Annotated in this window: 21 protein-coding genes; 12 read left to right on the top strand and 9 right to left on the bottom strand. The window is 61.2% G+C overall.

Annotation, left to right across the window (positions count from 1 at the left end; translation table 11 throughout):
* The first annotated feature begins 163 nt into the window (after nucleotides 1-163).
* Complete coding sequence (gene prmB / locus ACP7CZ_RS03635) at nucleotides 164-1,072, top strand: 50S ribosomal protein L3 N(5)-glutamine methyltransferase (RefSeq protein ID WP_057709807.1); 909 nt, start codon at nucleotides 164-166, stop codon at nucleotides 1,070-1,072.
* Between the two features lie 128 nt (nucleotides 1,073-1,200).
* Here prmB and ACP7CZ_RS03630 read toward each other — a convergent pair whose 3' ends face one another.
* Complete coding sequence (locus ACP7CZ_RS03630) at nucleotides 1,201-2,004, bottom strand: hypothetical protein (RefSeq protein ID WP_034126144.1); 804 nt, start codon at nucleotides 2,002-2,004, stop codon at nucleotides 1,201-1,203.
* Nucleotides 2,005-2,103: 99 nt separating this feature from the next.
* Nucleotides 2,104-3,066 carry an alpha/beta hydrolase gene (locus ACP7CZ_RS03625; RefSeq protein WP_019818577.1) on the bottom strand — a complete coding sequence of 321 codons (963 nt, stop codon included), beginning with the start codon at nucleotides 3,064-3,066 and terminating at the stop codon, nucleotides 2,104-2,106.
* 143 nt (nucleotides 3,067-3,209) lie between these two features.
* Here ACP7CZ_RS03625 and aroC point away from each other — a divergent pair, with 143 nt between their 5' ends.
* The 4 genes from aroC (at nucleotide 3,210) to ACP7CZ_RS03605 (ending at nucleotide 6,546) form a co-directional block, all read left to right on the top strand.
* The gene (aroC, locus tag ACP7CZ_RS03620) at nucleotides 3,210-4,301 is read left to right on the top strand and encodes a chorismate synthase (protein WP_003192786.1); all 1,092 of its coding nucleotides are present in this window, start codon (nucleotides 3,210-3,212) and stop codon (nucleotides 4,299-4,301) included.
* 75 nt (nucleotides 4,302-4,376) lie between these two features.
* Nucleotides 4,377-5,540, top strand: coding sequence for an MFS transporter (locus tag ACP7CZ_RS03615; protein WP_294182672.1), 1,164 nt, complete (start codon nucleotides 4,377-4,379; stop codon nucleotides 5,538-5,540).
* Nucleotides 5,537-6,067 (top strand): 1,2-dihydroxy-3-keto-5-methylthiopentene dioxygenase, encoded by a 531-nt coding sequence (locus ACP7CZ_RS03610; RefSeq protein WP_057977005.1) that lies wholly within the window; start codon nucleotides 5,537-5,539, stop codon nucleotides 6,065-6,067. Before ACP7CZ_RS03615 ends, ACP7CZ_RS03610 begins: the two co-directional genes overlap by 4 nt.
* Nucleotides 6,068-6,276: 209 nt before the next feature.
* On the top strand, nucleotides 6,277-6,546 hold the full coding sequence (locus tag ACP7CZ_RS03605) for a response regulator transcription factor (protein ID WP_054896323.1): 270 nt from the start codon (nucleotides 6,277-6,279) through the stop codon (nucleotides 6,544-6,546).
* A gap of 62 nt (nucleotides 6,547-6,608) precedes the next feature.
* Here ACP7CZ_RS03605 and ACP7CZ_RS03600 read toward each other — a convergent pair whose 3' ends face one another.
* Nucleotides 6,609-6,887, bottom strand: coding sequence for a DUF3509 domain-containing protein (locus ACP7CZ_RS03600; protein ID WP_003172952.1), 279 nt, complete (start codon nucleotides 6,885-6,887; stop codon nucleotides 6,609-6,611).
* A gap of 452 nt (nucleotides 6,888-7,339) precedes the next feature.
* Here ACP7CZ_RS03600 and ACP7CZ_RS03595 point away from each other — a divergent pair, with 452 nt between their 5' ends.
* The 5 genes from ACP7CZ_RS03595 (at nucleotide 7,340) to ACP7CZ_RS03575 (ending at nucleotide 13,116) form a co-directional block, all read left to right on the top strand.
* A complete protein-coding gene (locus ACP7CZ_RS03595; RefSeq protein WP_294182729.1) occupies nucleotides 7,340-9,166 on the top strand; it encodes a long-chain-acyl-CoA synthetase in 1,827 nt (608 codons plus the stop codon).
* Nucleotides 9,167-9,272: 106 nt separating this feature from the next.
* Complete coding sequence (locus ACP7CZ_RS03590; RefSeq protein ID WP_014719271.1) at nucleotides 9,273-9,788, top strand: ankyrin repeat domain-containing protein; 516 nt, start codon at nucleotides 9,273-9,275, stop codon at nucleotides 9,786-9,788.
* A 41-nt stretch (nucleotides 9,789-9,829) separates the two neighbouring features.
* Complete coding sequence (locus tag ACP7CZ_RS03585) at nucleotides 9,830-10,360, top strand: hypothetical protein (RefSeq protein ID WP_054896321.1); 531 nt, start codon at nucleotides 9,830-9,832, stop codon at nucleotides 10,358-10,360.
* A 67-nt stretch (nucleotides 10,361-10,427) separates the two neighbouring features.
* Nucleotides 10,428-10,619 carry a PLDc N-terminal domain-containing protein gene (locus ACP7CZ_RS03580; RefSeq protein ID WP_003192770.1) on the top strand — a complete coding sequence of 64 codons (192 nt, stop codon included), beginning with the start codon at nucleotides 10,428-10,430 and terminating at the stop codon, nucleotides 10,617-10,619.
* A 409-nt stretch (nucleotides 10,620-11,028) separates the two neighbouring features.
* The gene (locus ACP7CZ_RS03575; protein ID WP_034126149.1) at nucleotides 11,029-13,116 is read left to right on the top strand and encodes an LTA synthase family protein; all 2,088 of its coding nucleotides are present in this window, start codon (nucleotides 11,029-11,031) and stop codon (nucleotides 13,114-13,116) included.
* 173 nt (nucleotides 13,117-13,289) lie between these two features.
* On the opposite strand, the gene ACP7CZ_RS03570 is transcribed toward ACP7CZ_RS03575, so the two are convergent.
* Complete coding sequence (locus tag ACP7CZ_RS03570) at nucleotides 13,290-13,442, bottom strand: DUF3309 family protein (RefSeq protein WP_003192767.1); 153 nt, start codon at nucleotides 13,440-13,442, stop codon at nucleotides 13,290-13,292.
* A gap of 328 nt (nucleotides 13,443-13,770) precedes the next feature.
* Here ACP7CZ_RS03570 and ACP7CZ_RS03565 point away from each other — a divergent pair, with 328 nt between their 5' ends.
* Nucleotides 13,771-14,586, top strand: a complete 816-nt coding sequence (locus ACP7CZ_RS03565; RefSeq protein WP_014719268.1) for an SDR family oxidoreductase — start codon at nucleotides 13,771-13,773, stop codon at nucleotides 14,584-14,586.
* 127 nt (nucleotides 14,587-14,713) lie between these two features.
* Nucleotides 14,714-14,917: a carbon storage regulator CsrA gene (gene csrA / locus ACP7CZ_RS03560; RefSeq protein ID WP_072433735.1), complete on the top strand. Its 204-nt coding sequence runs from the start codon at nucleotides 14,714-14,716 to the stop codon at nucleotides 14,915-14,917.
* A 10-nt stretch (nucleotides 14,918-14,927) separates the two neighbouring features.
* Here the strand turns inward: csrA and ACP7CZ_RS03555 are convergent, their stop codons facing one another.
* From ACP7CZ_RS03555 to mnmC, 5 genes are all read right to left on the bottom strand, one after another.
* Nucleotides 14,928-15,155 carry a YheU family protein gene (locus ACP7CZ_RS03555; protein ID WP_003192759.1) on the bottom strand — a complete coding sequence of 76 codons (228 nt, stop codon included), beginning with the start codon at nucleotides 15,153-15,155 and terminating at the stop codon, nucleotides 14,928-14,930.
* Between the two features lie 74 nt (nucleotides 15,156-15,229).
* On the bottom strand, nucleotides 15,230-16,414 hold the full coding sequence (locus ACP7CZ_RS03550; RefSeq protein WP_294363264.1) for an osmoprotectant NAGGN system M42 family peptidase: 1,185 nt from the start codon (nucleotides 16,412-16,414) through the stop codon (nucleotides 15,230-15,232).
* Nucleotides 16,415-16,571: 157 nt separating this feature from the next.
* Nucleotides 16,572-18,317 (bottom strand): N-acetylglutaminylglutamine synthetase, encoded by a 1,746-nt coding sequence (gene ngg, locus ACP7CZ_RS03545; protein WP_236455856.1) that lies wholly within the window; start codon nucleotides 18,315-18,317, stop codon nucleotides 16,572-16,574.
* A gap of 3 nt (nucleotides 18,318-18,320) precedes the next feature.
* On the bottom strand, nucleotides 18,321-20,093 hold the full coding sequence (locus tag ACP7CZ_RS03540; protein WP_014719264.1) for an N-acetylglutaminylglutamine amidotransferase: 1,773 nt from the start codon (nucleotides 20,091-20,093) through the stop codon (nucleotides 18,321-18,323).
* Between the two features lie 136 nt (nucleotides 20,094-20,229).
* Nucleotides 20,230-22,230, bottom strand: coding sequence for a bifunctional tRNA (5-methylaminomethyl-2-thiouridine)(34)-methyltransferase MnmD/FAD-dependent 5-carboxymethylaminomethyl-2-thiouridine(34) oxidoreductase MnmC (gene mnmC, locus ACP7CZ_RS03535; RefSeq protein ID WP_054896317.1), 2,001 nt, complete (start codon nucleotides 22,228-22,230; stop codon nucleotides 20,230-20,232).
* Nucleotides 22,231-22,331 lie beyond the last annotated feature (101 nt).

Below are 22,331 nucleotides of genomic sequence, written 5' to 3'. Positions count from 1 at the left end.
GGTACGCCGTTGCTGGCGTGCAGCCATGTCAAGAGGCAGGCCTGTTTAACACAATGCGGGCAGATTCGATGAAATCCGACGTACGGCGCCAGGTTTTTCGTACATCGTCGGTACAGGTGAAGGCTGTTAGAATCGCCAGTCGTTTTTTCCAGGAGCTTGCCCCGTGATCACTTCCCGCCTGCGCACCTTGCGCGACCATATCCGTTGGGCTGTCAGCCGTTTCCATGGGGAAGACCTGTTTTTTGGCCATGGCACCGACAATGCCTGGGACGAAGCCCGGCAGTTGGTGCTGGGCGCCTTGCACCTGCCGTGGGAAATCGCCGACAGCTATTTGGATTGCAACCTGGAAGAAGAGGAAATCTCCCACGTGCAGCGCTTGCTGCATCGCCGTATCCATGAGCGAGTGCCAACGGCCTACCTGTTGAACGAAGCCTGGTTTTGCGGCATGTCGTTTATCGTCGATGAGCGCGTATTGATCCCGCGTTCACCCATAGGCGAGCTGATTGAAGACCGCTTCGAACCCTGGCTGGCCCAGCCGCCGGCACGCATCCTCGACCTGTGCACCGGCTCCGGTTGCATCGGCATCGCCTGTGCCTATGAATTCCCCGAGGCCGAAGTGGTGCTGGGAGACTTGTCCTTCGAAGCCCTGGAAGTGGCGAACCAGAACATCGAGCGCCATGGCGTCGACGAGCGGGTCTACACCGTGCAGGGCGATGGTTTTGACGGGCTACCCGGCCAGCGTTTCGACCTCATCGTATCGAACCCGCCCTACGTGGATGCCGAAGATTTCGCCGACATGCCCGATGAATACCAGCACGAACCGGAACTGGGCCTGGCCTGCGGCGACGACGGCCTGAACCTGGTACGCCGGATGCTGGCTGAAGCTGCGGACCACCTGACCGAGAAGGGCCTGCTGATTGTCGAAGTGGGCAACAGCCAGGTGCATGTCGAGGCGCTGTACCCGGAAGTGGATTTCGCCTGGCTGGACTTCAAGCGCGGTGGGCATGGGGTGTTTATGTTGACGGCTGAGCAGTGCCGCCAACACCAGGCCGTTTTCGCTGCCCGGATATAACTGCAGAAACTCGGTCAATGTGGGAGCTGGCTTGCCTGCGATAGTGGTGGGTCAGCTTGCACTTGTGCTACTGATACATCGCTATCGCAGGCAAGCCAGCTCCCACATTTTGATTGCATTTCAATCTATCAGCGGTGTGTGGCAATCCAGATCAACAACCCCGCCTGAAACACCGTAAACGCCACCAGACAGGTGATGGTGAAGCGCAGCCCGCTGTCTTCACGCTTGAACTTGGTGACTTTTTCCTCTTCCTTGCGCAGCTTCACTTCCTGCTCCGCCAGGTTCTGCTCTGCCTGTTGCAGCATCTGCGCGGCTTCCAGGATCTCCACGAACTGCACTTTCTCGGTGTTCCAACTGTCCAGCACGTCGCTGACCTTGCCGGGTTGCACATTGCCCTTGAGGTGCTGCACATCGGCGTAGGCCACATCGAAACCCTGGATACGCAGGAAGTGATCGCGGCGCAGGCGCGTGGCTTCGTTGAGGGCGTCCTTGTTGGCCAGATCCACGCCGTCGACGCGGTAGTGTGACCACTTCTTCTTCGCCCAGGCGGCGCCTTGGGCCACCAGGAAGCGCCCGATACCGCGGTTGGCCGGCTCGATTTCCAGGCTGTTGCCGGGCCCGAAATGCACGCGGTGTTTATCGTGATCGACCCAGATATCCAGGTGGTTCTGCTCGCGCCGTACTCGCTGGCCCGGTAACTGGATGACCATGCGCAACAGGCTGTGGTGTTTATCATGGCGCTCGGCATAGCCGAACTGCACAAAGCGCAACGGCCGTGCGCCGGTCGCGCGGTCGGTGGCCAGCGGGGCCAGGCGCAGCATCTTGAAATGTTCGGCGTGAACGTCGGCCCACGGCAGGGCCGCTGCGGCGCCAGCTTCGGTTGCGGCCGTAGTCTCGGCGGTAGATTCGGGTGTTGTTTCGGTGGTTGTCATGCGGCGCGATCCTGTCCAAGCCCTGCGAGCCGACAGTCTTTTTACTGTCGACTCTGGACTTATCGGCCGTTTTTCCCAGGACTGGAGGCCAATTGCCGCTTAACGGGGTTGAAGTCCTTCGATAAAGCTGACGATACGTTGGCCCAGCTCCGCAGCCAGCGGCAGTTTCGGGTCATTGTAGGAGGCCAGTTGCTGCTTCACGTTATTGGGCACGATGCGCATCACGTGGTTCATGCCTTCGATCACCGTCAACTGCGCGTCGGGCTTGGCCTGCTTCAGTTGCCGGGCGTCGCCTACGCCAACCTGGATATCGTTGGTGCCCTGAATGATCAGCGCCGGCATGTCCAGGCGCGCAAAGGCGGCCGACGGATCGGCGCGGAACAGGCTGATCAGATACGGCTGCACGCTGGGTCGGAAAATACCCTCCAATGGGCGCGGCACGTCGGCGTCCACCTGGCCGGCCTTGAGGTGATCGAGTATTTCATTGCTGCGCAGCAGCAGGGCAGGGGGCAAGTGATCGGCCAGTTGCTGACGGATAACCTGGTCCACCGGGCGGGCGCTGCCAGACAAGGAAATGACCCCGGCCGGTTCAAGTTGCGGCGCGGCGAGGGCGGCGACCAGCGCGCCCTCGCTGTGGCCCAGCACAATCAGCGGGCCCATGCGCTTGTCGGCCTTGAGTAATTTGCCCCAGGCCACGGCGTCGGCCACATACGCCTCCAAAGTCAGGTTGCGTTCATCCGGCGTGGCCGCCAGGCTCGCGGCCACGCCGCGCTTGTCGTAGCGCACGCTGGCGATGTTATGCCGGGCCAGTACCCAGGCCAGGCGCTTGAGGCTGTCATTGCGCGCGCCGTCGGCGCTGTTGCCGTTACGGTCGGTGGGGCCGGAGCCGGCGATGATCAGCACCACCGGCACCGGTTTATCCGATTGCGGCAACAGCAGGGAGCCAAAGAGTTGGCCGCTGCCGGTGTCCAGGCTGATCGGGCGTTGCAAGACAACAGGGGAGGCGGCCTGGGCCACGGCGGTGAACAGGGTGAGGGTGAACAGCAGAACTCGCAGCATCATAGCGCCATCATTGGAGAGGTGCCGGTTGGACCAACGTCTACCGGTAAGGTTTCGAGGATGAACTAGTCGGTTAGCCTGCGTATACTGGCTGTCTTAAGTTATTACGGTTGACTTGATTCAACTGATTTCACGGAGCGCCCTGCATGTCCGGCAATACCTTCGGCAAGCTGTTCACTGTCACCACCGCGGGCGAAAGCCATGGCCCGGCGTTGGTCGCCATTGTCGACGGCTGCCCGCCAGGCCTGGAGCTGAGCCTGGACGACCTGCAGCGCGACCTCGACCGCCGCAAGCCCGGCACCAGCCGCCACACCACCCAGCGCCAGGAACCGGACGAAGTCGAAATCCTCTCCGGAGTGTTCGAAGGTCGCACCACGGGCTGCGCCATTGGCCTGTTGATTCGTAACACCGACCAGAAGTCCAAGGACTACTCGGCGATCAAGGACCTGTTCCGCCCGGCCCATGCCGACTACACCTACCACCACAAATACGGCGAACGCGACTACCGTGGCGGTGGCCGCAGCTCGGCGCGTGAAACCGCCATGCGCGTGGCCGCTGGCGCCATCGCCAAGAAATACCTGGCCACCCAGGGCATCGTCATCCGTGGCTACATGAGCCAGTTAGGCCCGATTGAAATCCCGTTCAAGACCTGGGACAGCGTCGAAGACAACGCCTTCTTCTGCCCCGACCCGGACAAGGTGCCGGAACTGGAAGCCTACATGGACCAGTTGCGCCGCGACCAGGACTCGGTCGGCGCGAAGATCACCGTGGTGGCCGAAGGCGTGAAGCCAGGCCTGGGCGAGCCGATCTTTGATCGTCTCGACGCCGAACTGGCCCATGCGCTGATGAGCATCAACGCGGTGAAAGGCGTGGAAATCGGCGCCGGTTTCGCCTGCGTATCCCAGCGCGGTACCGAGCATCGCGATGAGATGACCCCTGAAGGTTTCCTCAGCAACAACGCGGGCGGCATCCTCGGCGGTATTTCTTCTGGCCAGCCGATCGTCGCGCACCTGGCGCTCAAGGCCACGTCGAGCATTACCACGCCAGGCCGTTCGATCGATGTGCACGGCAACCCGGTGGACGTGATCACCAAGGGCCGCCACGACCCGTGCGTCGGCATCCGTGCCACACCGATTGCCGAAGCCATGATGGCCATCGTGCTGATGGACCATCTGCTGCGCAACCGCGGGCAAAATGCCGATGTGCGCGTGAGTACCCCGATACTGGGCCAACTGTGATCGCCTGGGGCAATGAGCGAGCGTGTTGTGGCGAGCGAGCTTGCTCGCGCTGGGCTGCGCAGCAGCCCCAATAACATGCTCCCACCGCTCCCATACTGGCGCCTCTCCAGCTTCTACCTCTTCTATTTCGCCCTGCTGGGGGCGACCGCGCCGTTCCTGGCGCTGTACTTCGATCACCTCGGTTTCTCCAGCGCGCGCATCGGCGAACTGGTGGCCATCCCCATGCTGATGCGCTGCGTGGCCCCCAACCTGTGGGGCTGGATCGGCGACTACACCGGCCGGCGCCTGGCCATTGTGCGATTCGGCGCGGTGTGCACCCTGGCCAGCTTCTGCCTGATTTTTGTCAGCAAGACCTACGCCTGGCTGGCGCTGGTGATGGCCCTGCACGCGTTCTTCTGGCACGCGGTGCTGCCGCAGTTTGAAGTCATCACCCTGGCCCACCTGCACAAGCAAACCTCGCGCTACAGCCAGATTCGTCTGTGGGGCTCCATTGGTTTCATCCTCACCGTGGTGATCATGGGGCGCCTGTTCGATTGGCTGAGCCTGGATATTTACCCGGTGGTGGTCGTGGTGATCATGGCCGGCATCATCGGCGCCAGCCTGTGGGTACCGAACGCGCAGCCGGCCAGCCACGGCAACCGCTTTGCCGGCGATGGCTTTCTCAAGCAATTGCGCAGCCCCGGCGTGCTGGCGTTTTATGCCTGCGTGGCGTTGATGCAAATGAGCCATGGCCCGTATTACACCTTCCTCACCCTGCACCTGGAGCATTTGGGCTACAGCCGTGGCGTGATCGGCCTGCTGTGGGCGCTGGGGGTGGTGGCGGAAGTACTGATGTTCCTGGCCATGAGCCGTATTCTTGCGCGCTTTTCGGTGCGCCGGGTGCTGCTCGCCAGCTTCTTGCTGGCGGCGCTGCGCTGGTGGCTGCTGGGTTCATTTGCCGAGGTTTTCTGGCTGCTGCTGGTGGCGCAGTTGATGCACGCCGCCACGTTCGGCAGCTTCCACGCGGCGGCAATTGCCTTTGTGCAACGCAGTTTCGGTGACCGCCAGCAAGGCCAGGGCCAGGCCCTTTATGCCGCGCTGGCCGGCACCGGCGGTGCGCTCGGCGCCCTGTATTCCGGTTACAGCTGGAACCTGCTGGGGCCAACCTTCACGTTCAGTATCGCCAGCCTCGCGGCCCTGGCCGCCGCCATTATCATTGGCCTTCGATTGCAAGAGCCGAACCAAGGAACCGTGCAATGAGCTATGTAGCCGTCTACTCCATCGCCACCCCGGACACCCCGAACAAAGTGTTGACCCATGCCGACGACATCCAGTCGACCCTGGCCGAGCACGGTGTGCGGTTCGAACGCTGGCAGCCCAGCCCAATCGAAAAGGGCGCCAGTGCGGCGCAGATGATCGCCGCGTACCAGGCGCAGATCGATGCTCTGGGCTACGCCGCTGTTGAAGTGGTCAGCGTGACCCACGACCATCCACAGAAAGACGAGTTGCGCGCACAGTTCCTGGATGAACGTACCTACAGTGAAGATGAAGTGCGTTTCTTCATCGCAGGCCAGGGGCTGTTTACGCTGCACATAGGCGACTATGTGTACAGCTTGCGCTGTGAGAAGAATGACTTGCTGATCATCCCGGCCGGTGTACCGCACTGGTTCGACATCGGCGAAAACCCGCACTGTGTGACACTGCGTTTGTTCAACACGGCCCAAGGCGTTGTGCCCTCTTTGACCGGTGATGCGATTGCCGCCCGCTTTCCAAGGCTGGATGACTAAGCATAGATAACTGAATGTTCAACCCTGGCAAGTTGGAAGTTGCTGTGGGAAGAAACTTAATTATTTGTAGGGCAACGCTGTTTGTTCGGTGCTGTGCGCTTTGATTCCACTCTTTATGTAACTCTCTGTTCGGCGTCAATGTTTATGCCATCTGTCAATGGGAGGAATCCGAAAGATGGCAGCGCATCAGCAGATATAAGGAGAGAACAATGAGTGGCCCCGAGGAGACGTATCGCCCGTTGGTTATCGTGCCGACGGCTATCAGAAAACGCATGAGCTTGTCCGGCAAGCCCCTGACTTCCACCGAGCTGGAAATCCTGCGATGGGCCTCCGAGGGCAAGACCGTCTGGGAAATCAGCCAGATTCGCGCCACCTCTGAAGCCACGGTTAAATTTCATCTGCGCAACATCTACGGCAAGTTGGATGTCACCAACCGTGTACAGGCAAAGAATGAGGCCGCACGCCAGGGCTTATGTTAACGGCATGAAAAAGGGCCGCGACGCTGAGTAGCGTCGCGGCCCTTTTTTTTCGGATTTTCAGCTTAGGCCGAATGATAAGTCGGCAGCGCAAAGCGGTTCTGGCTTTGCAACATCGAAATCTGCGGCAGTTCGCTGGCTTGTTCAGCCAAGTCACGGCGAATGGCGCTGATGACCCAGGTCAGTTGATCGGCGGTGTGCAACTGCTGATAAGAGATCGAGCGCTTGACCTGTTTACCTTCGCTGTTGCGCAGGGTCAACAGGATACCGCCGTCCGGACGTGGCTGGGTGGTGACGTCGTAGTTGGAGAATACCGAAGCGAATTTATCTTGGATCAGGCTCATGTCTATCAGCTCCATTGGCTCAAGTTGGCAAGCATGGAGTGATAGGTGCAGTGATTGTGCCAGTATTGGATTTTCTAGAAAATCCTTACAAATCAGTCATTTATAAATTTATAGGATTTTCATTTTCGTGCAATTTGCATGAAGGGCCATCGTGCATCCTGCATTTTGCGCTATCTGCCCGGTGATTTTCCGGGCCGGAGGGGAAGGGCTGTAATGATACTGACCGCCTTTTGCCAGGAAAAATCCCGGTCGGCTGGCAGGCCGTCATCGCAGGCAAGGCGGCTCCCACATTTAAATGGTGGAGTGTCAGGGGGATAGGCATCGGGCGGCCGCCACGGGATACAAAACTTTTCAAATCCCGCGTGTACAGCCAAAGAACCGCTGACGTATTTTCCGCTACACCAGTCGATGTACCTGGACCAGACCAAGAATAAGAAAAGGGACGTCCCTCCATGACTCATCAGCAAGTCGACATGATCACCTGGCGCATGATGCTGCGTAAGGTGCCTGCCATTGTTCGGGCGCTCCCACGGGTGGTGCGCGGCATGCGTGCGGCCAACGTCACCGACCCCAACCAACCCTGCGGCCTGGGCTGGCATTTCGAACAAGCCACCTTGCGTAACCCTGACGGTGCTGCCCTGCTGTATGGGGACAGCGTGATCAGCTACCGCGACGCCAATCAGTGCGCCAATCGCATTGCCCATCACTTGCAGGCCCAGGGCATCCGCAAGGGCGATGTGGTAGCGCTGTTTATCGAGAATCGCCCCGAGTTGCTGCTCAACGTGCTGGCCGTGGCCAAGCTGGGCGGCATCTGCGCCATGCTCAACACGGCGCAAACTCAAGGGGCGCTGGTACACAGCCTGACCCTGGTCAAGCCGGTTGCCATTGTGGTCGGTGCCGAATTGCTGAGCCCTTACGCAGCAGTGCGCGATCAAGTCCAGATCCCGGCCGAGCGCACTTGGTTCGTGGCCGATCAGCCGGGCAGTAGGGTGCCCGACGGCTACATCGACCTGATGGCCGCCAGTGCCGAAAGCCCGGTGGACAACCCGGCGAGTTCCGCGCAGGTGTTCTTCCACGATCCCTGCTTCTATATCTACACCTCCGGCACCACCGGCTTGCCCAAGGCCGGCATCATGAAGCACGGGCGCTGGACCAAAACCGCCGTGAGCTTCGGCAGTATCGCTCTGGACATGGGGCCGCAGGACGTCCTCTATTGCACCTTGCCGCTATACCACGCCACCGGCCTGTGCGTGTGCTGGGGGGCGTCGATTATCGGCGCGTCCGGCTTTGCCATTCGGCGCAAATTCAGCGCCAGCCAGTTCTGGGACGATGCACGCCAGTTCAAGGCGACCACTCTGGGCTATGTCGGTGAGCTGTGCCGCTATCTGCTCGACCAGCCCGCGAGTGCGCAGGACCGCGATAACCAGGTGACCAAGATGGTCGGCAACGGCCTGCGCCCCGGTGTGTGGGCGCAGTTCAAGCAGCGTTATGGCGTGGAGCATATCTGCGAACTCTATGCCGCCAGCGACGGCAATATCGGCTTTACCAACGTGCTGAATTTTGACAACACCATCGGCTTTTGCCTGCAGCATTGGGCGCTGGTGGATTACGCCCATGACACCGGCGAACCGCTGCGCGGCAACAATGGGTTCATGGTCAAGGTGCCCACTGGCGGGCAGGGCCTGTTATTGGCGCGCATTGATGATAAGTCGCCCTTCGACGGTTACACCGACCCGGAAAAGAACCGCAAGGTGGTACTGACCGACGTATTCGAAAAAGGCGACCGCTATTTCAACACCGGCGACCTGGTTCGCAGCATCGGTTTCGGCCATGCGCAATTTGTCGATCGCCTGGGGGATACCTATCGCTGGAGGGGCGAAAACGTCTCGACCACCGAGGTGGAAAACGTCCTGCTGAAACACCCGCAGATCGCTGAAGTGGTGGCCTATGGCGTCGAGATCGACAACACCAACGGCCGCGCAGGCATGGTCGCCATCACCCCCAGCGAATCCCTGGCCAGCCTGGACATGCGCGAACTGCTGCAATTCGCCCACGGTCAGCTGCCCCCTTATGCGGTGCCGTTGTTTTTGCGGATCAAGGTGAAGATGGAAACCACCGGCACGTTCAAGTACCAGAAAGTGAAGCTCAAGGAGCAAGGGTTCGACCCGGACAAGGCTGGCAATGACCCGGTCTACGCCTGGTTGCCGGGTTCGGACACCTATGTGCCGGTGACCGGGCAATTGCTGGCGCAGATCCAGGGCGGGCAATTCCGTTATTGATTCTGGCTATGGCGACTTTTGACAAAAAAGCCATGACACCGGGGAACTCCATCGCGACACTGGGCGCCTTAAACAGTTATGTCAGTCGCCTCAGCAAGGAGCCCCCATGTCAGATCAGCCTAAACAAATGACCGAAGACGAAGCCGCCGAGTTTGCCGAGCAAGTCTTCGACGTCGCGCGGCGCGGCGACGCCGCCATGCTTGCCGCACTGTTGGCGAAAGGCCTGCCGGCCAACTTTCGTAATCACAATGGCGACACCCTGTTGATGCTCGCGGCGTACCACGGCCATGCCGAGGCGGTCAAAGTGCTGCTGGAGTTCAAGGCCGACCCCCTGATCGCCAACGACAAGAACCAGTTGCCGATTGCCGGCGCGGCGTTCAAAGGCAATCTGCCGGTGGTCCAGGCGTTGATCGAGGGCGGCACGCCGATTGACGCGGCCTCCTCGGACGGGCGTACGGCCTTGATGATGGCGGCGATGTTCAACCGCGTTGACATGGTTGACTATCTGCTTGGTAAAGGCGCAAACCCCAAGGCCACCGATGCACAAGGCGCGACGGCACTGGCCGCGGCGCAGACCATGGGCGCGGTGGATACGGCGGCGCAGTTGCAGAAACTGGTGTAGGCTACGCGCCCTTCAAAACTTGCCCGTTACAGGATCGCCCCATGAAAACCGCCCTCGTCGAACTCATCAGCAAAATCAGCGCCGGCGTCATGGGGGACGATGAAGTAGCGCGTATCGCCGAAGAAGCGGCCCAGGCCTACGCGGACCCGGCGGCGTTCCTGGCGGCCAATCCGGATATCAACTACGACGACAGTTTCCCGATCCCGCTGGGGGAGTGGGTGGTGGTCGGTAGCCTGCCGGACACGGTGTTGTTCCAGGCCGATACCTATGGCGACCTGTTTGCCCAGATCGTTGCGTCGTTCGGTCCGGGCGTGGCGTTCAACCTCAAGCCCAAGCAACTGGCCAAGACCGAAGACCTGACCGCGCTCAACCGCATCCAGATCCAGATGAGCGCCCTGAGCCCGGAAGATGGCGGTTATGTGCTGATGAACTTCAGCCAGTTGTTGGATGACGAGATCCAGGCAGTGCTGGTGTTCGGCAACGACCTGGCGCGAGTGCTGGAACTGTGTGCCGAAGTCGGCATCAAGGCCGAGCCCTCGCTTGAAGCCTTGAAGATTGCCGTACACGTCTGAAATAAAACGGAACCCGCGCCAAGGCTGACTATCCTACAAGTGCATGCCCTCACTTAGGAGCGACACCATGGGTTCCACGTTTAATAGTCTGATTGGCCTGATCATCCTCGCGCTGGATATCTGGGCGATCATCAACGTGTTCAAAAGCGGCGCCAGCACCGGCGCCAAAGTGTTGTGGATCCTGTTGATCCTGCTGTTGCCAGTGCTGGGCCTGATCATCTGGGCTATCGCCGGGCCGCGCGGTAACGTGCGGATCTGACGACCCACTCGATTTGGAGCGGGCACAGTCAATGTGGGAGCTGGCTTGCCTGCGATAGCGGTGGGTCAGCTTGCATTGTATTGGTTGACACACCGCTATCGCAGGCAAGCCAGCTCCCACAGTGGGGTTTACGGCGTTAATTAAATTTGTGTGTCGAAAGTATTCGCCGCACGAAATTTTCACATCCCATCCAAGACAATTCTCCGGCTTTATCCGGCTGCCAGGGCTCTATCTCCAGTGCCCTTAAAGGCAGGGCTGTGGCATGCGTTCAGTAATTAATAGCCTTGCCGGCCTTGATCGGGCACCATTTGTGCCACCGCGTTAACCGCCTACCCCAGCCAGCCTGGGCGAGGGACGGACGCCACTGCATTATTTCGCAACTTAAACTTCCAATGGGTCCTAAAACGACATGGCAAACCCGGACGCCCTGAATCAGCAGCGAGCTTCAAATCGCCTGCTGCAACCGACCGTCAAATCCCATCTGGCGTACACGCTGCTCTGCGCACTGGTCATGATGGTGATGTTTTCCCTGCTGCGCCTGGCGTTGCTGGTCTACAACCGCGAGATGATCCTCGATACGCCGGCCTCGACGTTCCTCGAAGCCTTCGCCAACGGGCTGCGCCTGGACATTCGCCTGGTGATGTACCTGCTGATCCCGCTGCTGTTGGCGCTGTTCAGCGTGCGGGCCATGGCAGCGCGCGGGTTCTTCCGTTTGTGGCTGACCGTCGCGTCCAGCATCGCCTTGTTCCTTGGCCTGATGGAGATGGACTTCTACCGCGAATTCCACCAGCGCCTCAACGGCCTGGTCTTCCAGTATGTGAAGGAAGACCCGAAAACCGTGATGAGCATGCTCTGGTACGGTTTCCCGGTGGTGCGCTACCTGCTGGCCTGGGCCGTGGGCACGCTGATCCTGAGCATGGCCTTCAAGGGCGCTGACCGCGCAACGCGCCCACGGGGCCCCTTCAGCGGCGGCACTATCAGCACGCGCCAGGTGGCGCCATGGTACAGCCGCATCGCAGTGTTCATGGTTTGCCTGCTGGTCGCCGTGGTCGCCATCCGTGGCACCCTGCGCCAGGGGCCACCGCTGCGTTGGGGTGACGTCTACACCACCGATTCGAACTTCGCCAACCAGCTGGGCCTCAATGGCACCTTGTCGCTGATCGCGGCGGCCAAGGCGCGCTTCGGTGAAGACCGCGCCAACATCTGGAAGGCGACCCTGGAACAACCGCTGGCCACCCAGACCGTGCGTGACATGCTGGTGCTGCCGCAAGAGAAGCTGGTAGACACCGACACCGCTGCCGTGCGTCGTGACTTCACGCCACCGGCCGAGAAAACCCTGCCGATCAAGAACGTCGTGGTGATCCTGATGGAAAGCTTCGCTGGTCATTCGGTGGGCGCATTGGGACGTCCGGGCAATATCACCCCGTACTTCGACAAGTTGACCCACGAGGGCTTGCTGTTCGACCGCTTCTTCTCCAACGGCACCCACACCCACCAGGGTATGTTCGCCACCATGGCCTGCTTCCCGAACCTGCCGGGTTTCGAATACCTGATGCAGACTCCGGAAGGCAGCCACAAGCTGTCGGGCCTGCCGCAGTTGCTCAGTGCGCGTGATTTCGACGATGTGTATGTCTATAACGGCGATTTCGCCTGGGACAATCAGTCGGGCTTCTTCAGCAACCAGGGCATGACCAACTTCATCGGCCGCAATGACTTCGTCGACCCAGTGTTCTCCGACCCGACATGGGGCGTGTCCGACCAGGACATGTTCAACCGTGGCTTGGAAGAACTGAAGGCGCGCGAAGGCGGCAAGCCGTTCTACGCACTGCTGCAAACCCTGTCCAACCACACGCCGTACGCATTGCCGACCCCGTTGCCGGTAGAGAAAGTCACCGACCGTGGCAGCCTCAACGAGCATTTGACGGCCATGCGCTACTCCGACTGGGCCTTGGGCCAGTTCTTTGAAAAGGCCCGCAAGGAGCCGTACTTCAAGGAAACCCTGTTCGTGATCGTCGGTGACCACGGCTTTGGCAATGAGCAGCAGATCACCGAGATGGACCTGGGTCGCTTCAACGTGCCGATGCTGATGATTGCACCGGGCATGCGCGAGAAGTTCGGTGAGCGTGACCACACCGTGGGTACCCAGATCGACATAGTGCCGACCATCATGGGCCGCCTGGGCGGCGATACCTTGCACCAGTGCTGGGGCCGCGACCTGCTGAACCTGCCGGAAGGTGACAAGGGTTTCGGCGTGATCAAGCCATCGGGCAGCGACCAGACCGTGGCCTTGCTCACCGGCGACCGCGTACTGGTATTGCCCAAGGAAATGCCACCCAAGTTGTGGGAATACACACTGGGCGCCGAGCCGACTGGCAAGGTGATTCCTGAGTCGCCGGACGAAGCTGTGCTCAAGCAGAAGCTCGAGTCGTTCCTGCAGACCGCGACCAAGAGCCTGCTGGATAACACCGCAGGTGTGGTAGATGGCAAACCGGACTAACTGACCGGCAATAAAAAAGAGGCCCTCTAGAGGGCCTCTTTTTTTTGCTTTCTTACTTGTAGGAGAGAGCTTGCTCGCGAAGAAGGTCAATGATAACGCGCGTCCTGAATAAACGCGGCGCCTGTACCTTTTTCGCGAGCAAGCTCGCTCCTACAAAAAGCGTAGCGCCGTGTTTATATCTTGCCGAGCAACAACAGCACCAGCAGAACAACCAGTACCACACCCAGGATACCCGACGGTCCATAACCCCAGTTACGCGAGTGCGGGAACACCGGCAGACCACCGACCAGCAGCAGGATCAGGATAATAATCAGAATGAGGCTCATGGTTTTATTCCTTATAGGTTCTTTGCAAAAACCGGCTGTTTAACCGTTGGTTCGTCCATGTACAGTGGGACGCCTTACCCATTCCGACTCTGCCACTTCGTAAAAAATTCATTGTTTTTATAAAACATTTTGATGGGTCGCTTATTTCTTTTAACGCGTGCGCAACTTGAACTAATCAGTTAAAAAAATTGAACTTAATCTATAGGCACGCCTGCGACCGAGCCCACGGTTTGCCCGGGGCATTCATCACCCTGATGGTGCGTGGGTAGAGCAAAATCCTTCGCTACACTGCCGGTCACTTCTTTCGTGAACCACAAGGCTACCTCCTATGCAAAACCGCATGATGATCACTGGCGCCGGGTCTGGCCTGGGTCGCGAAATCGCGCTGCGCTGGGCCCGTGAAGGCTGGCAGTTGGCGTTGTCTGATGTCAGCGAGCCCGGTTTGCAGGAAACCCTCAAGCAGGTTCGCGAAGCCGGGGGGGATGGCTTTACCCAGCGCTGCGACGTGCGTGACTACAGCCAGCTCACGGCCTTTGCCCAGGCCTGTGAGGTGAAGCTCGGGGGCATCGATGTGATCGTCAACAACGCCGGCGTGGCCTCGGGCGGGTTCTTCGCTGAACTGTCCCTGGAGGATTGGGACTGGCAGATCGCAATCAACCTGATGGGCGTCGTCAAAGGCTGCAAGGCGTTCCTGCCGCTGTTGGAAAAGAGCAAGGGGCGGATCATCAACATCGCGTCAATGGCAGCGCTGATGCAAGGCCCGGCCATGAGCAACTACAACGTGGCCAAGGCGGGCGTGGTGGCGTTGTCCGAGAGCCTGTTGGTGGAGCTCAAGCAACAGGAAGTGGGCGTGCATGTGGTGTGCCCGTCGTTTTTCCAGACCAACCTGCTCGACTCGTTCCGTGGGCCAACCCCAGCCATGAAGGCTCAAGTGGGCAAGTTGCTTGAGAGTTCGCCCATCTCGGCGGCGGATATTGCCGACTACATTTACCAGCGCGTGGCCGAAGGCGAATTCATGATCCTGCCCCACGAGCAAGGCCGCATGGCTTGGGCGTTGAAACAGAAAAATCCGCAGTTGCTGTATGACGAAATGACCCTGATGGCCGACAAGATGCGCGCCAAGGCGCAGGCTGTTAAGGCCTGATTTGGCTGGGGTCTGTCAGGCAAGTTACCTACCTGTGTAGGAGATGCCTGATTTGCCCGCAAGCCATTGTCGGTCCAGCGCCAAGGGGGCATGGTCGAGGTCCTGTTACTGGAAAAGGACTACCGCCATGCTGGTCTTAAGCCGTGCCATAGGCGAAGCCATCGCCATTGGCGATGACATCACCGTGCATATCCTTGACGTGAACGGCACTCATGTGAAGTTTGGCATCGAGGCGCCGATGGGCGTCAACGTGTACCGCTCCGAGGTGTACCGCAAGATTCTCAAAGGCGAGGGCCAGGCTACTCATCCCGTGCCGGTGCCCAACCCTTAGGCGCAGCTTTTCAGTCGAACAGATGCTTGGGCACATCGTGCTTGAGCATCAACTGGCATTGCTCGCTCTCGGGGTCGAAGACGATCAGCGCCTGGCCTTTGGTCAGCGCCTGGCGCACGCGCAGCACGCGGGTTTCCAGGGGCGTGTCGTCGCCATTGTCGGTGCCGTCGCGGGTGACGAAGTCTTCGATGAGGCGGGTCAGGGTGTCGACTTCAAGTGCATCGTAGGGAATCAGCATACAAGCCTCAGGTGTCAGGTCCCGGCGATGCTACTGTGCCGGGACTTTTGTTGCCAGTATTCACTCACCCCGCGTCAGGACTTCTGGCCGACCAGGCTGTCCACCGACGGCACGCGGGTGTCGCTCTCCATTTGCGTTTCATGCTCGATCTGATGACTGAACCGATCCAGTGAGCCCTGGGCCGGTTGCGCATCGCTGGCAAACACCGGCGGGCTGAGGATATAGGCGCCCAATAAGCGGCTCAGGGCGGCGAGGCTGTCGATATGGGTACGCTCGTAACCGTGGGTGGCGTCACAACCGAAGGCCAGCAGGGCGGTGCGTATATCATGGCCGGCGGTGACCGCCGAGTGCGCATCGCTGAAGTAATAGCGGAACAGATCGCGGCGTACCGGCAGGTCGTTCTCCGACGCCAGGCGCAGCAAGTGGCGGGACAGATGATAATCATAGGGCCCGCCGGAGTCCTGCATGGCCACGCTCACCGCGTGTTCGCTGGAGTGCTGGCCGGGGGCGACCGGGGCAATATCGATGCCGACAAACTCACTCACATCCCAGGGCAGGGCGGCCGCTGCACCACTGCCGGTTTCCTCGGTAATGGTGAACAGCGGGTGGCAGTCGATCAGCAAGGGTTCGCCACTGTCGACGATGGCCTTGAGCGCGGCGAGCAGGGCAGCGACGCCGGCCTTGTCGTCCAGGTGGCGAGCGCTGATATGCCCGCTCTCGGTGAACTCGGGCAGTGGGTCGAACGCCACGTAGTCACCGATGCTGATGCCCAGGGAGTCGCAGTCGGCACGCGTGGCGCAGTAGGCGTCCAGGCGCAGTTCCACATGGTCCCAGCTCACCGGCATTTCATCCACGGCAGTGTTGAACGCGTGCCCGGAGGCCATCAACGGCAATACGCTGCCGCGAATCACGCCGTTGTCGGTGAACAGGCTGACCCGGCTGCCTTCGGCAAAGCGGCTCGACCAGCAGCCCACCGGCGCCAGGGTCAGGCGCCCGTTGTCCTTGATCGCACGCACGGCGGCGCCGATGGTGTCCAGGTGGGCGGAGACGGCGCGGTCAGGGCTGTTTTTCTGGCCCTTGAGGGTAGCGCGAATGGTGCCGCGCCGGGTCATTTCAAACGGAATGCCGAGCTCTTCCAGGCGTTCGGCGACGTAACGCACGATGGTGTCGGTAAAACCGGTGGGGCTGGGAATGGCGAGCATTTCCAGCAGCACTTTTTGCAGGTACGCGAGATCGGGTTCGGGAATGGTTCGGGTCATGGAAACTCCTGATGAGTTGAGGGCGATCGACGCGCTGCGATCGTGCGATCTTTCCCACGCTCTGCGTGGGAATGCCTCAGGGACGCTCTGCGTCCGCTGTGGTGACGCAGAGCGTCACAGGCTGCATTCCCACGCGGAGCGTGGTAACGATCGGTAGTCAGGTAGCCGGCTGACTGTGTGGAAACAACAAATCCACAAACTTCTCAGCCGTGGGTTGCGGTTCATGGTTGGCCAGGCCGGCCCGTTCGTTGGCTTCGATAAACACATACTCTGGCTGGTCGGCCGCAAGTACCATCAGGTCCAGGCCGACCATAGGGATATCCAGGGCACGGGCCGCACGCACGGCCGCGTCCACCAGCGTGGGGTGCAGGATCGCCGTGACATCTTCCAGGCAACCCCCGGTGTGCAGGTTGGCGGTGCGTCGCACGGCCAGTTGCACGCCACGGGGCAGGATGCTGTTGTAGTCGTAACCTGCGGCTTTTAGGGTGCGCTCGGTTTCTGCATCCAGCGGGATTTTGCTCTCGCCGTCGGTGGCCGCCTGGCGACGACGGCTTTGCGCCTGGATCAACGCGCGAATCGAATGTTGGCCGTCGCCGATCACTTCGGCAGGGCGACGAATCGCAGCCGCGACCACTTCAAAACCGATCACCAGAATCCGCAGGTCCAGGCCTTCGTGGAAGCTTTCCAGCAACACGCGGCTGTCGAACTGGCGCGCCGCTTCGATCGCCTGCTGCACCTCTTCGATGCTGCGCAGATCCACGGCGACGCCATGGCCTTGCTCGCCATCCAGCGGCTTGACCACGATGCGCTGGTGTTCGTCGAGAAACTCCAGGTTGTCGTCGGCACTGCCCGCCAACTGTTGCACCGGCACCTGCAGGCCTGCAGCCTTGAGCACCTTGTGGGTCAGGCTCTTGTCCTGGCACAGGGTCATGCTGATGGCGCTGGTCAGGTCGCTCAGGGACTCACGGCAACGCACGCGACGCCCGCCGTGGCTAAGGGTGAACAGGCCCGCATCGGCGTCGTCCACTTGCACATCAATACCGCGTCGGTGGGCTTCTTCGACAATGATGCGCGCGTAAGGGTTGAACTCCGCCTGGGGCCCCGGGCCCAGAAACAGCGGTTGATTGATGCCGTTCTTGCGCTTGATTGCAAAGGTGGTCAACGCCCGAAAGCCCAGCTTGGCGTAAAGGCTCTTGGCCTGGCGGTTATCGTGCAGCACCGACAAGTCCAGGTAGCTCAAGCCTCGGCTCATGAAGTGCTCCACCAAGTGGCGCACCAACACTTCACCGACGCCAGGGCGGGTGCATTGAGGGTCGACGGCCAGACACCAGAGGCTGCATCCGTTCTCCGGGTCGTGGAAGGCCTTGTGATGGTTGAGGCCCATCACGCTGCCAATCACCGCGCCGCTGTCTTCATCTTCGGCCAGCCAGTACACCGGGCCGCCTTGATGGCGTGGGGTGAGGCGTTCCGGGTCGACAGGCAGCATCCCGCGGCCCTGGTACAGGTGGTTGACCGCTTGCCAGTCGGCCTCGCTCTGCACCCGGCGGATACGAAAGCCGCGAAAGACCCGGGTGGCCGGGCGGTAGTCGGTGAACCACAGGCGCAGGGTGTCGGACGGGTCGAGGAACAGTTGCTGCGGGTCAATGCCCAGGATTTGCTGGGGCGCGGCCACGTACAGCGCGATATCGCGCTCGCCAGGCTGCTCGTTGAGCAGTTCCTGGGCCAGGCTTGCCGGGTCGGGAAAGGTGTGGCCGATCAACAAACGGCCCCAGCCGCAATGCACCGCAATCGGGTCGGCGGCCAGTGCGCTGCCATCTTCGGCCAGGCGCGCTTGCAGGCGCTCGTAGGTCGGCGCCTGGCCCTTGAGTAAGCGTTGGCTGTAAGCCGCGGCATTCGGTTTCATGGATCAGATTCCTTGTTCGCTCAGCCACAGGTTCAGCGCCGCCAACTGCCACAGCTTGGAGCCGCGCAGTGGGGTCAGTTGGCCTTGCGGGTCGGTGAGCAAGCGGTCGAGCATGGCCGGGTTGAACAGCCCGCGGTCCTGGCTCGGGTCCAGCAGCAACTCGCGCACCCAGTTCAAGGTGTCGCCCTGCAGGTGCTTGAGGCCGGGCACGGGGAAGTAGCCTTTCTTGCGGTCGATGACTTCGCTGGGGATCACGCGGCGCGCCGCTTCCTTGAGCACCTGTTTGCCGCCGTCGGGTAGCTTGAACTGGGCCGGCACACGAGCCGACAGTTCTACCAGGCGGTAGTCGAGAAACGGCGTGCGCGCTTCCAGGCCCCAGGCCATGGTCATGTTGTCGACGCGTTTGACCGGGTCGTCCACCAGCATCACCGTGCTGTCCAGGCGCAGGGCCTTGTCCACCGCTGCGTCGGCGCCCGGCATTGCAAAGTGCTCGCGCACGAAATCGCCAGCAGCGTCGTTGGCGGTCAGCCATTGGGGCGCGACGGTCGCCGCGTAGTCGTCGTAGCTGCGGTCGAAAAACGCCTCGCGGTAGGCCGCGTACGGGTCGCTGGCACCGTCCACTTGCGGGTACCAGTGGTAACCGGCGAACAGTTCATCGGCGCCCTGGCCGCTCTGCACCACTTTGCAATGCTTGGCCACTTCCCGCGACAGCAGGTAGAAGGCGATGCAGTCATGGCTGACCATCGGCTCGCTCATGGCGCGGAAGGCGGCCGGCAGTTGCTCGATGATCTCGCTTTCGGCGATGCGCAGTTGGTGGTGATGGGTGCCGTAGTGTTTGGCGATCAGGTCTGAGTACTGGAACTCGTCGCCACGTTCGCCGCCGGCGTCTTCAAAGCCGATGGAAAAGGTCGACAAATCCTCCACGCCCACTTCACGCAGCAGGCCGACGAGCATGCTCGAGTCGACGCCGCCGGACAGCAGCACCCCCACATCCACCGCCGCACGTTGGCGAATGGCCACGGCTTCGCGGGTGCTGTCGAGCACGCGGTCGGTCCAGTCTTCCAGGGTCAGGTGTTTTTCGTCCTCATGGGGCCCGTAGGGCAGGGTCCACCAGGTTTTCTGTTCGGTCTTGCCGCTGGCGTCGATGCGCATCCAGCTGGCGGGCGGCAGCTTTTCGATGCCGGCCAACAGCGTGCGCGGCGCAGGGACCACGGCGTGGAAATTCAGGTAGTGGTTGAGGGCGACCGGATCGAGGATCGGGTTGATATCCCCACCCTTGAGCAACGCGGGCAACGCTGAGGCAAAGCGCAGGCGTTGGCCGGTGCGCGACAGGTACAAGGGCTTCACACCGAGACGGTCACGAGCGATGAACAGACGCTGGGCATCACGCTCCCAGATGGCGAAAGCGAACATGCCGTTGAGCTTGGGCAGCAGCGCTTCGCCCCAGGCGTGGTAGCCCTTGAGCAGCACTTCGGTGTCGCCGCCGGAATAGAAGGCGTAACCCAGGGCTTCCAGCTCTTGGCGCAGCTCCGGGAAATTATAGATAGCGCCATTGAACGCCAGGGACAGCCCCAGATGGGCGTCGACCATCGGTTGGGCAGAGCCGTCCGACAGGTCCATGATCTTCAGGCGGCGGTGGCCCAGGGCAATCGGCCCTTGGGCATGAAAGCCCCAGGCGTCGGGGCCTCGGGGGGCGAGGTGGTGCGTGATGCGTTCTACGGCTGCCAGGTCGGCAGGTTGATGATCAAAGCGTAACTCGCCAGCTAGTCCACACATAAATTCCTTACCGGTTTTTCCGTTGGGGAGGGGTCAATACTCAATACGCCCAAAAGGGCGCGTACCCAGAAACTGACCCAGTGCTATGCGTGGAGTTTTAGACCGATAAGTTATAAGGCAGATAGCCGCCTTGCCTTTAATCCGGCTTTTTTTGTGCAGCGCCCTGGCCTCGCACCAGCGTGCGCAGGGCAAATCGATTGGGGTGGCAAGCCTCGGCTACGCTGGTGGGCACTGGCAGGGGCTCATCACTCAGCCATGCAGCCAGCAGTTCGCCGCACAACGGCGCAGTGATCAGGCCACGCGAGCCATGGCCGCTATTGAGAAACAGCCCCGGCAGCCACGGGCAGGGCGTTTGCGGCACTTGCCGGGCGTCTTTGCCCAGTACCGCATAAGCCTGCTGAAACGCCGCATGGTCGGCCAGTGGCCCAACGATGGGCAGGTAGTCGGGGCTGGTACAACGAAACGCGGCACGGCCTTCCAGTTGTTCGGCCGCCAGGCGGTCGGCACCCAGGCGCTGCAGCAGGTCGGTAGACATCTCGCGCAGCATCTGCAGGTTGCCGCTGTGTTCGGCGGGCGTGGGCGTGAGGTCTTGATTGTTGAAGTCAAAACTGGCGCCCAGGGTGTGTTCGCCAAGCCGGGCCGGCGCGACGTAGCCCTCGGCACAGACCACCGTGGCCAGCGCTTTACTCGCGCAGGTTTGCGCCAGCCGAGTGATCTGCCCGCGGATGCGCTTGAGCGGTATGTCTGCACTGAAGGGGAAACGCTTGATCTCCGCAGCCCCGGCGAGCACCACGACACCGGCGCTGGCCAGCACGCGGTCACCGGCGCGGGCTTGCCATTGGTCGTCGAGCCGGTGCAGTTCCAGTGCCTCGTGGTGGGTGAGCACTTCAATCAGTGGATGTTTGGCCTGCCACTGGCACAGCGCGGGCGGATGCACCCAACCGCCCTCTGGAAAAAACAACCCGCCGTGGGCCAGTTCGATTCCCGCCTTTTGCTGCGCCTGCTCGCGGTCCAGCAGATGCAACAGGTCCGGAGCAAAGGCGTTTGCCAATTGAGCCTGACGCTGGATCTCTTTGGCGTCAAACGCCAGTTGCAACACGCCACAGCCGTCCCAATCGACACCTCGGTGCAAATGTTCCAGCAGGCGTCGGGTGTGGCCAAAACCGCTGACTATCAGCTGGGACAAGGCCGTGCCATGGGCCGAAAGCTTGAGGTACAACACACCCTGTGGGTTGCCCGACGCTTCCTGTGCCAAGCCGGCGTGGCGCTCCAGAAGGCTGACACGCCAACCCCTGGCGGCCAGGCTGGCGGCGGTCGCGCAACCGGCCAGGCCACCGCCGATGACCAAGGCATGACGTTCTCCCTCGATGGCGGGTGGCCGGGCGAACCAGGGTTTACGTGGGGCCGGCGCGGGTAAGTCGGCGGGCCAACCGACAAACTCCCCACGCAGGATCTCCCACTTATGGCCGATGCCTGGCGTGCGTTTCATCTTGAACCCGGCTGCATTGATCAACCGCCTTACCCAGCCGGTGCTGGTGAAGGTGCTGATGGTCGAGCCCGGTGCCGCCAGGCGCGCCAGTTGGGCGAACAGCTCGGCGGTCCACATGTCGGGGTTTTTCGCCGGGGCGAACCCGTCGAGAAACCATGCATCGACCTGGGCGTCCAGTTGCGGCAATTGTTCCAGCGCATCGCCGATCAACAGGGTCAGGGTCACGCGGCCGTTGTCCAGTACCAGGCGCTGGAAACCCTGGTGGATGGCAATGTATTGCGCCAGCAGTTGCTCGGCCAAGGGTTGCAGTTCGGGCCAGAGGGCGAGGGCGCGTTGCAGGTCGGCATGGCTGAGGGGGTACTTTTCCACGCTGACGAAGTGCAGCCGCGCACCGGCGACTGCGTGCTGTTCGAACAACTGCCAGGCGCAGAGGAAGTTCAAGCCGGTGCCGAAGCCAGTTTCACCAATCACCAGGCGCCCACCTGCGGGCAAGGCGGCGAAGCGTTCCTGCAAGCGGTTCTGCTCCAGGAACACGTAGCGGGTTTCTTCCAGGCCCGATTGGTCGGAGAAATACACGTCGTCGAATACCCGCGAATGCGGGCGGCCTTGGTCATCCCAGTCGAGCTGGGCGTGGGTGATGGGGTTCATGGCGGCTCATAAAATGAAAGCGGGCAAAGGCAAGGCGGCCATTCTAGCCGATCAACCGGCGTTGAATTGATCCATGGCAAGGCTGGGTTGTATTTCCTTGC

The organism is Pseudomonas sp. DWP2-2, from assembly GCF_049897065.1.
Classification (GTDB): Bacteria; Pseudomonadota; Gammaproteobacteria; order Pseudomonadales; family Pseudomonadaceae; genus Aquipseudomonas; species Aquipseudomonas paracarnis.
The sequence above is the reverse complement of the archived record's forward strand: the minus strand, read 5'-3'. Positions and strand labels throughout refer to the sequence as shown.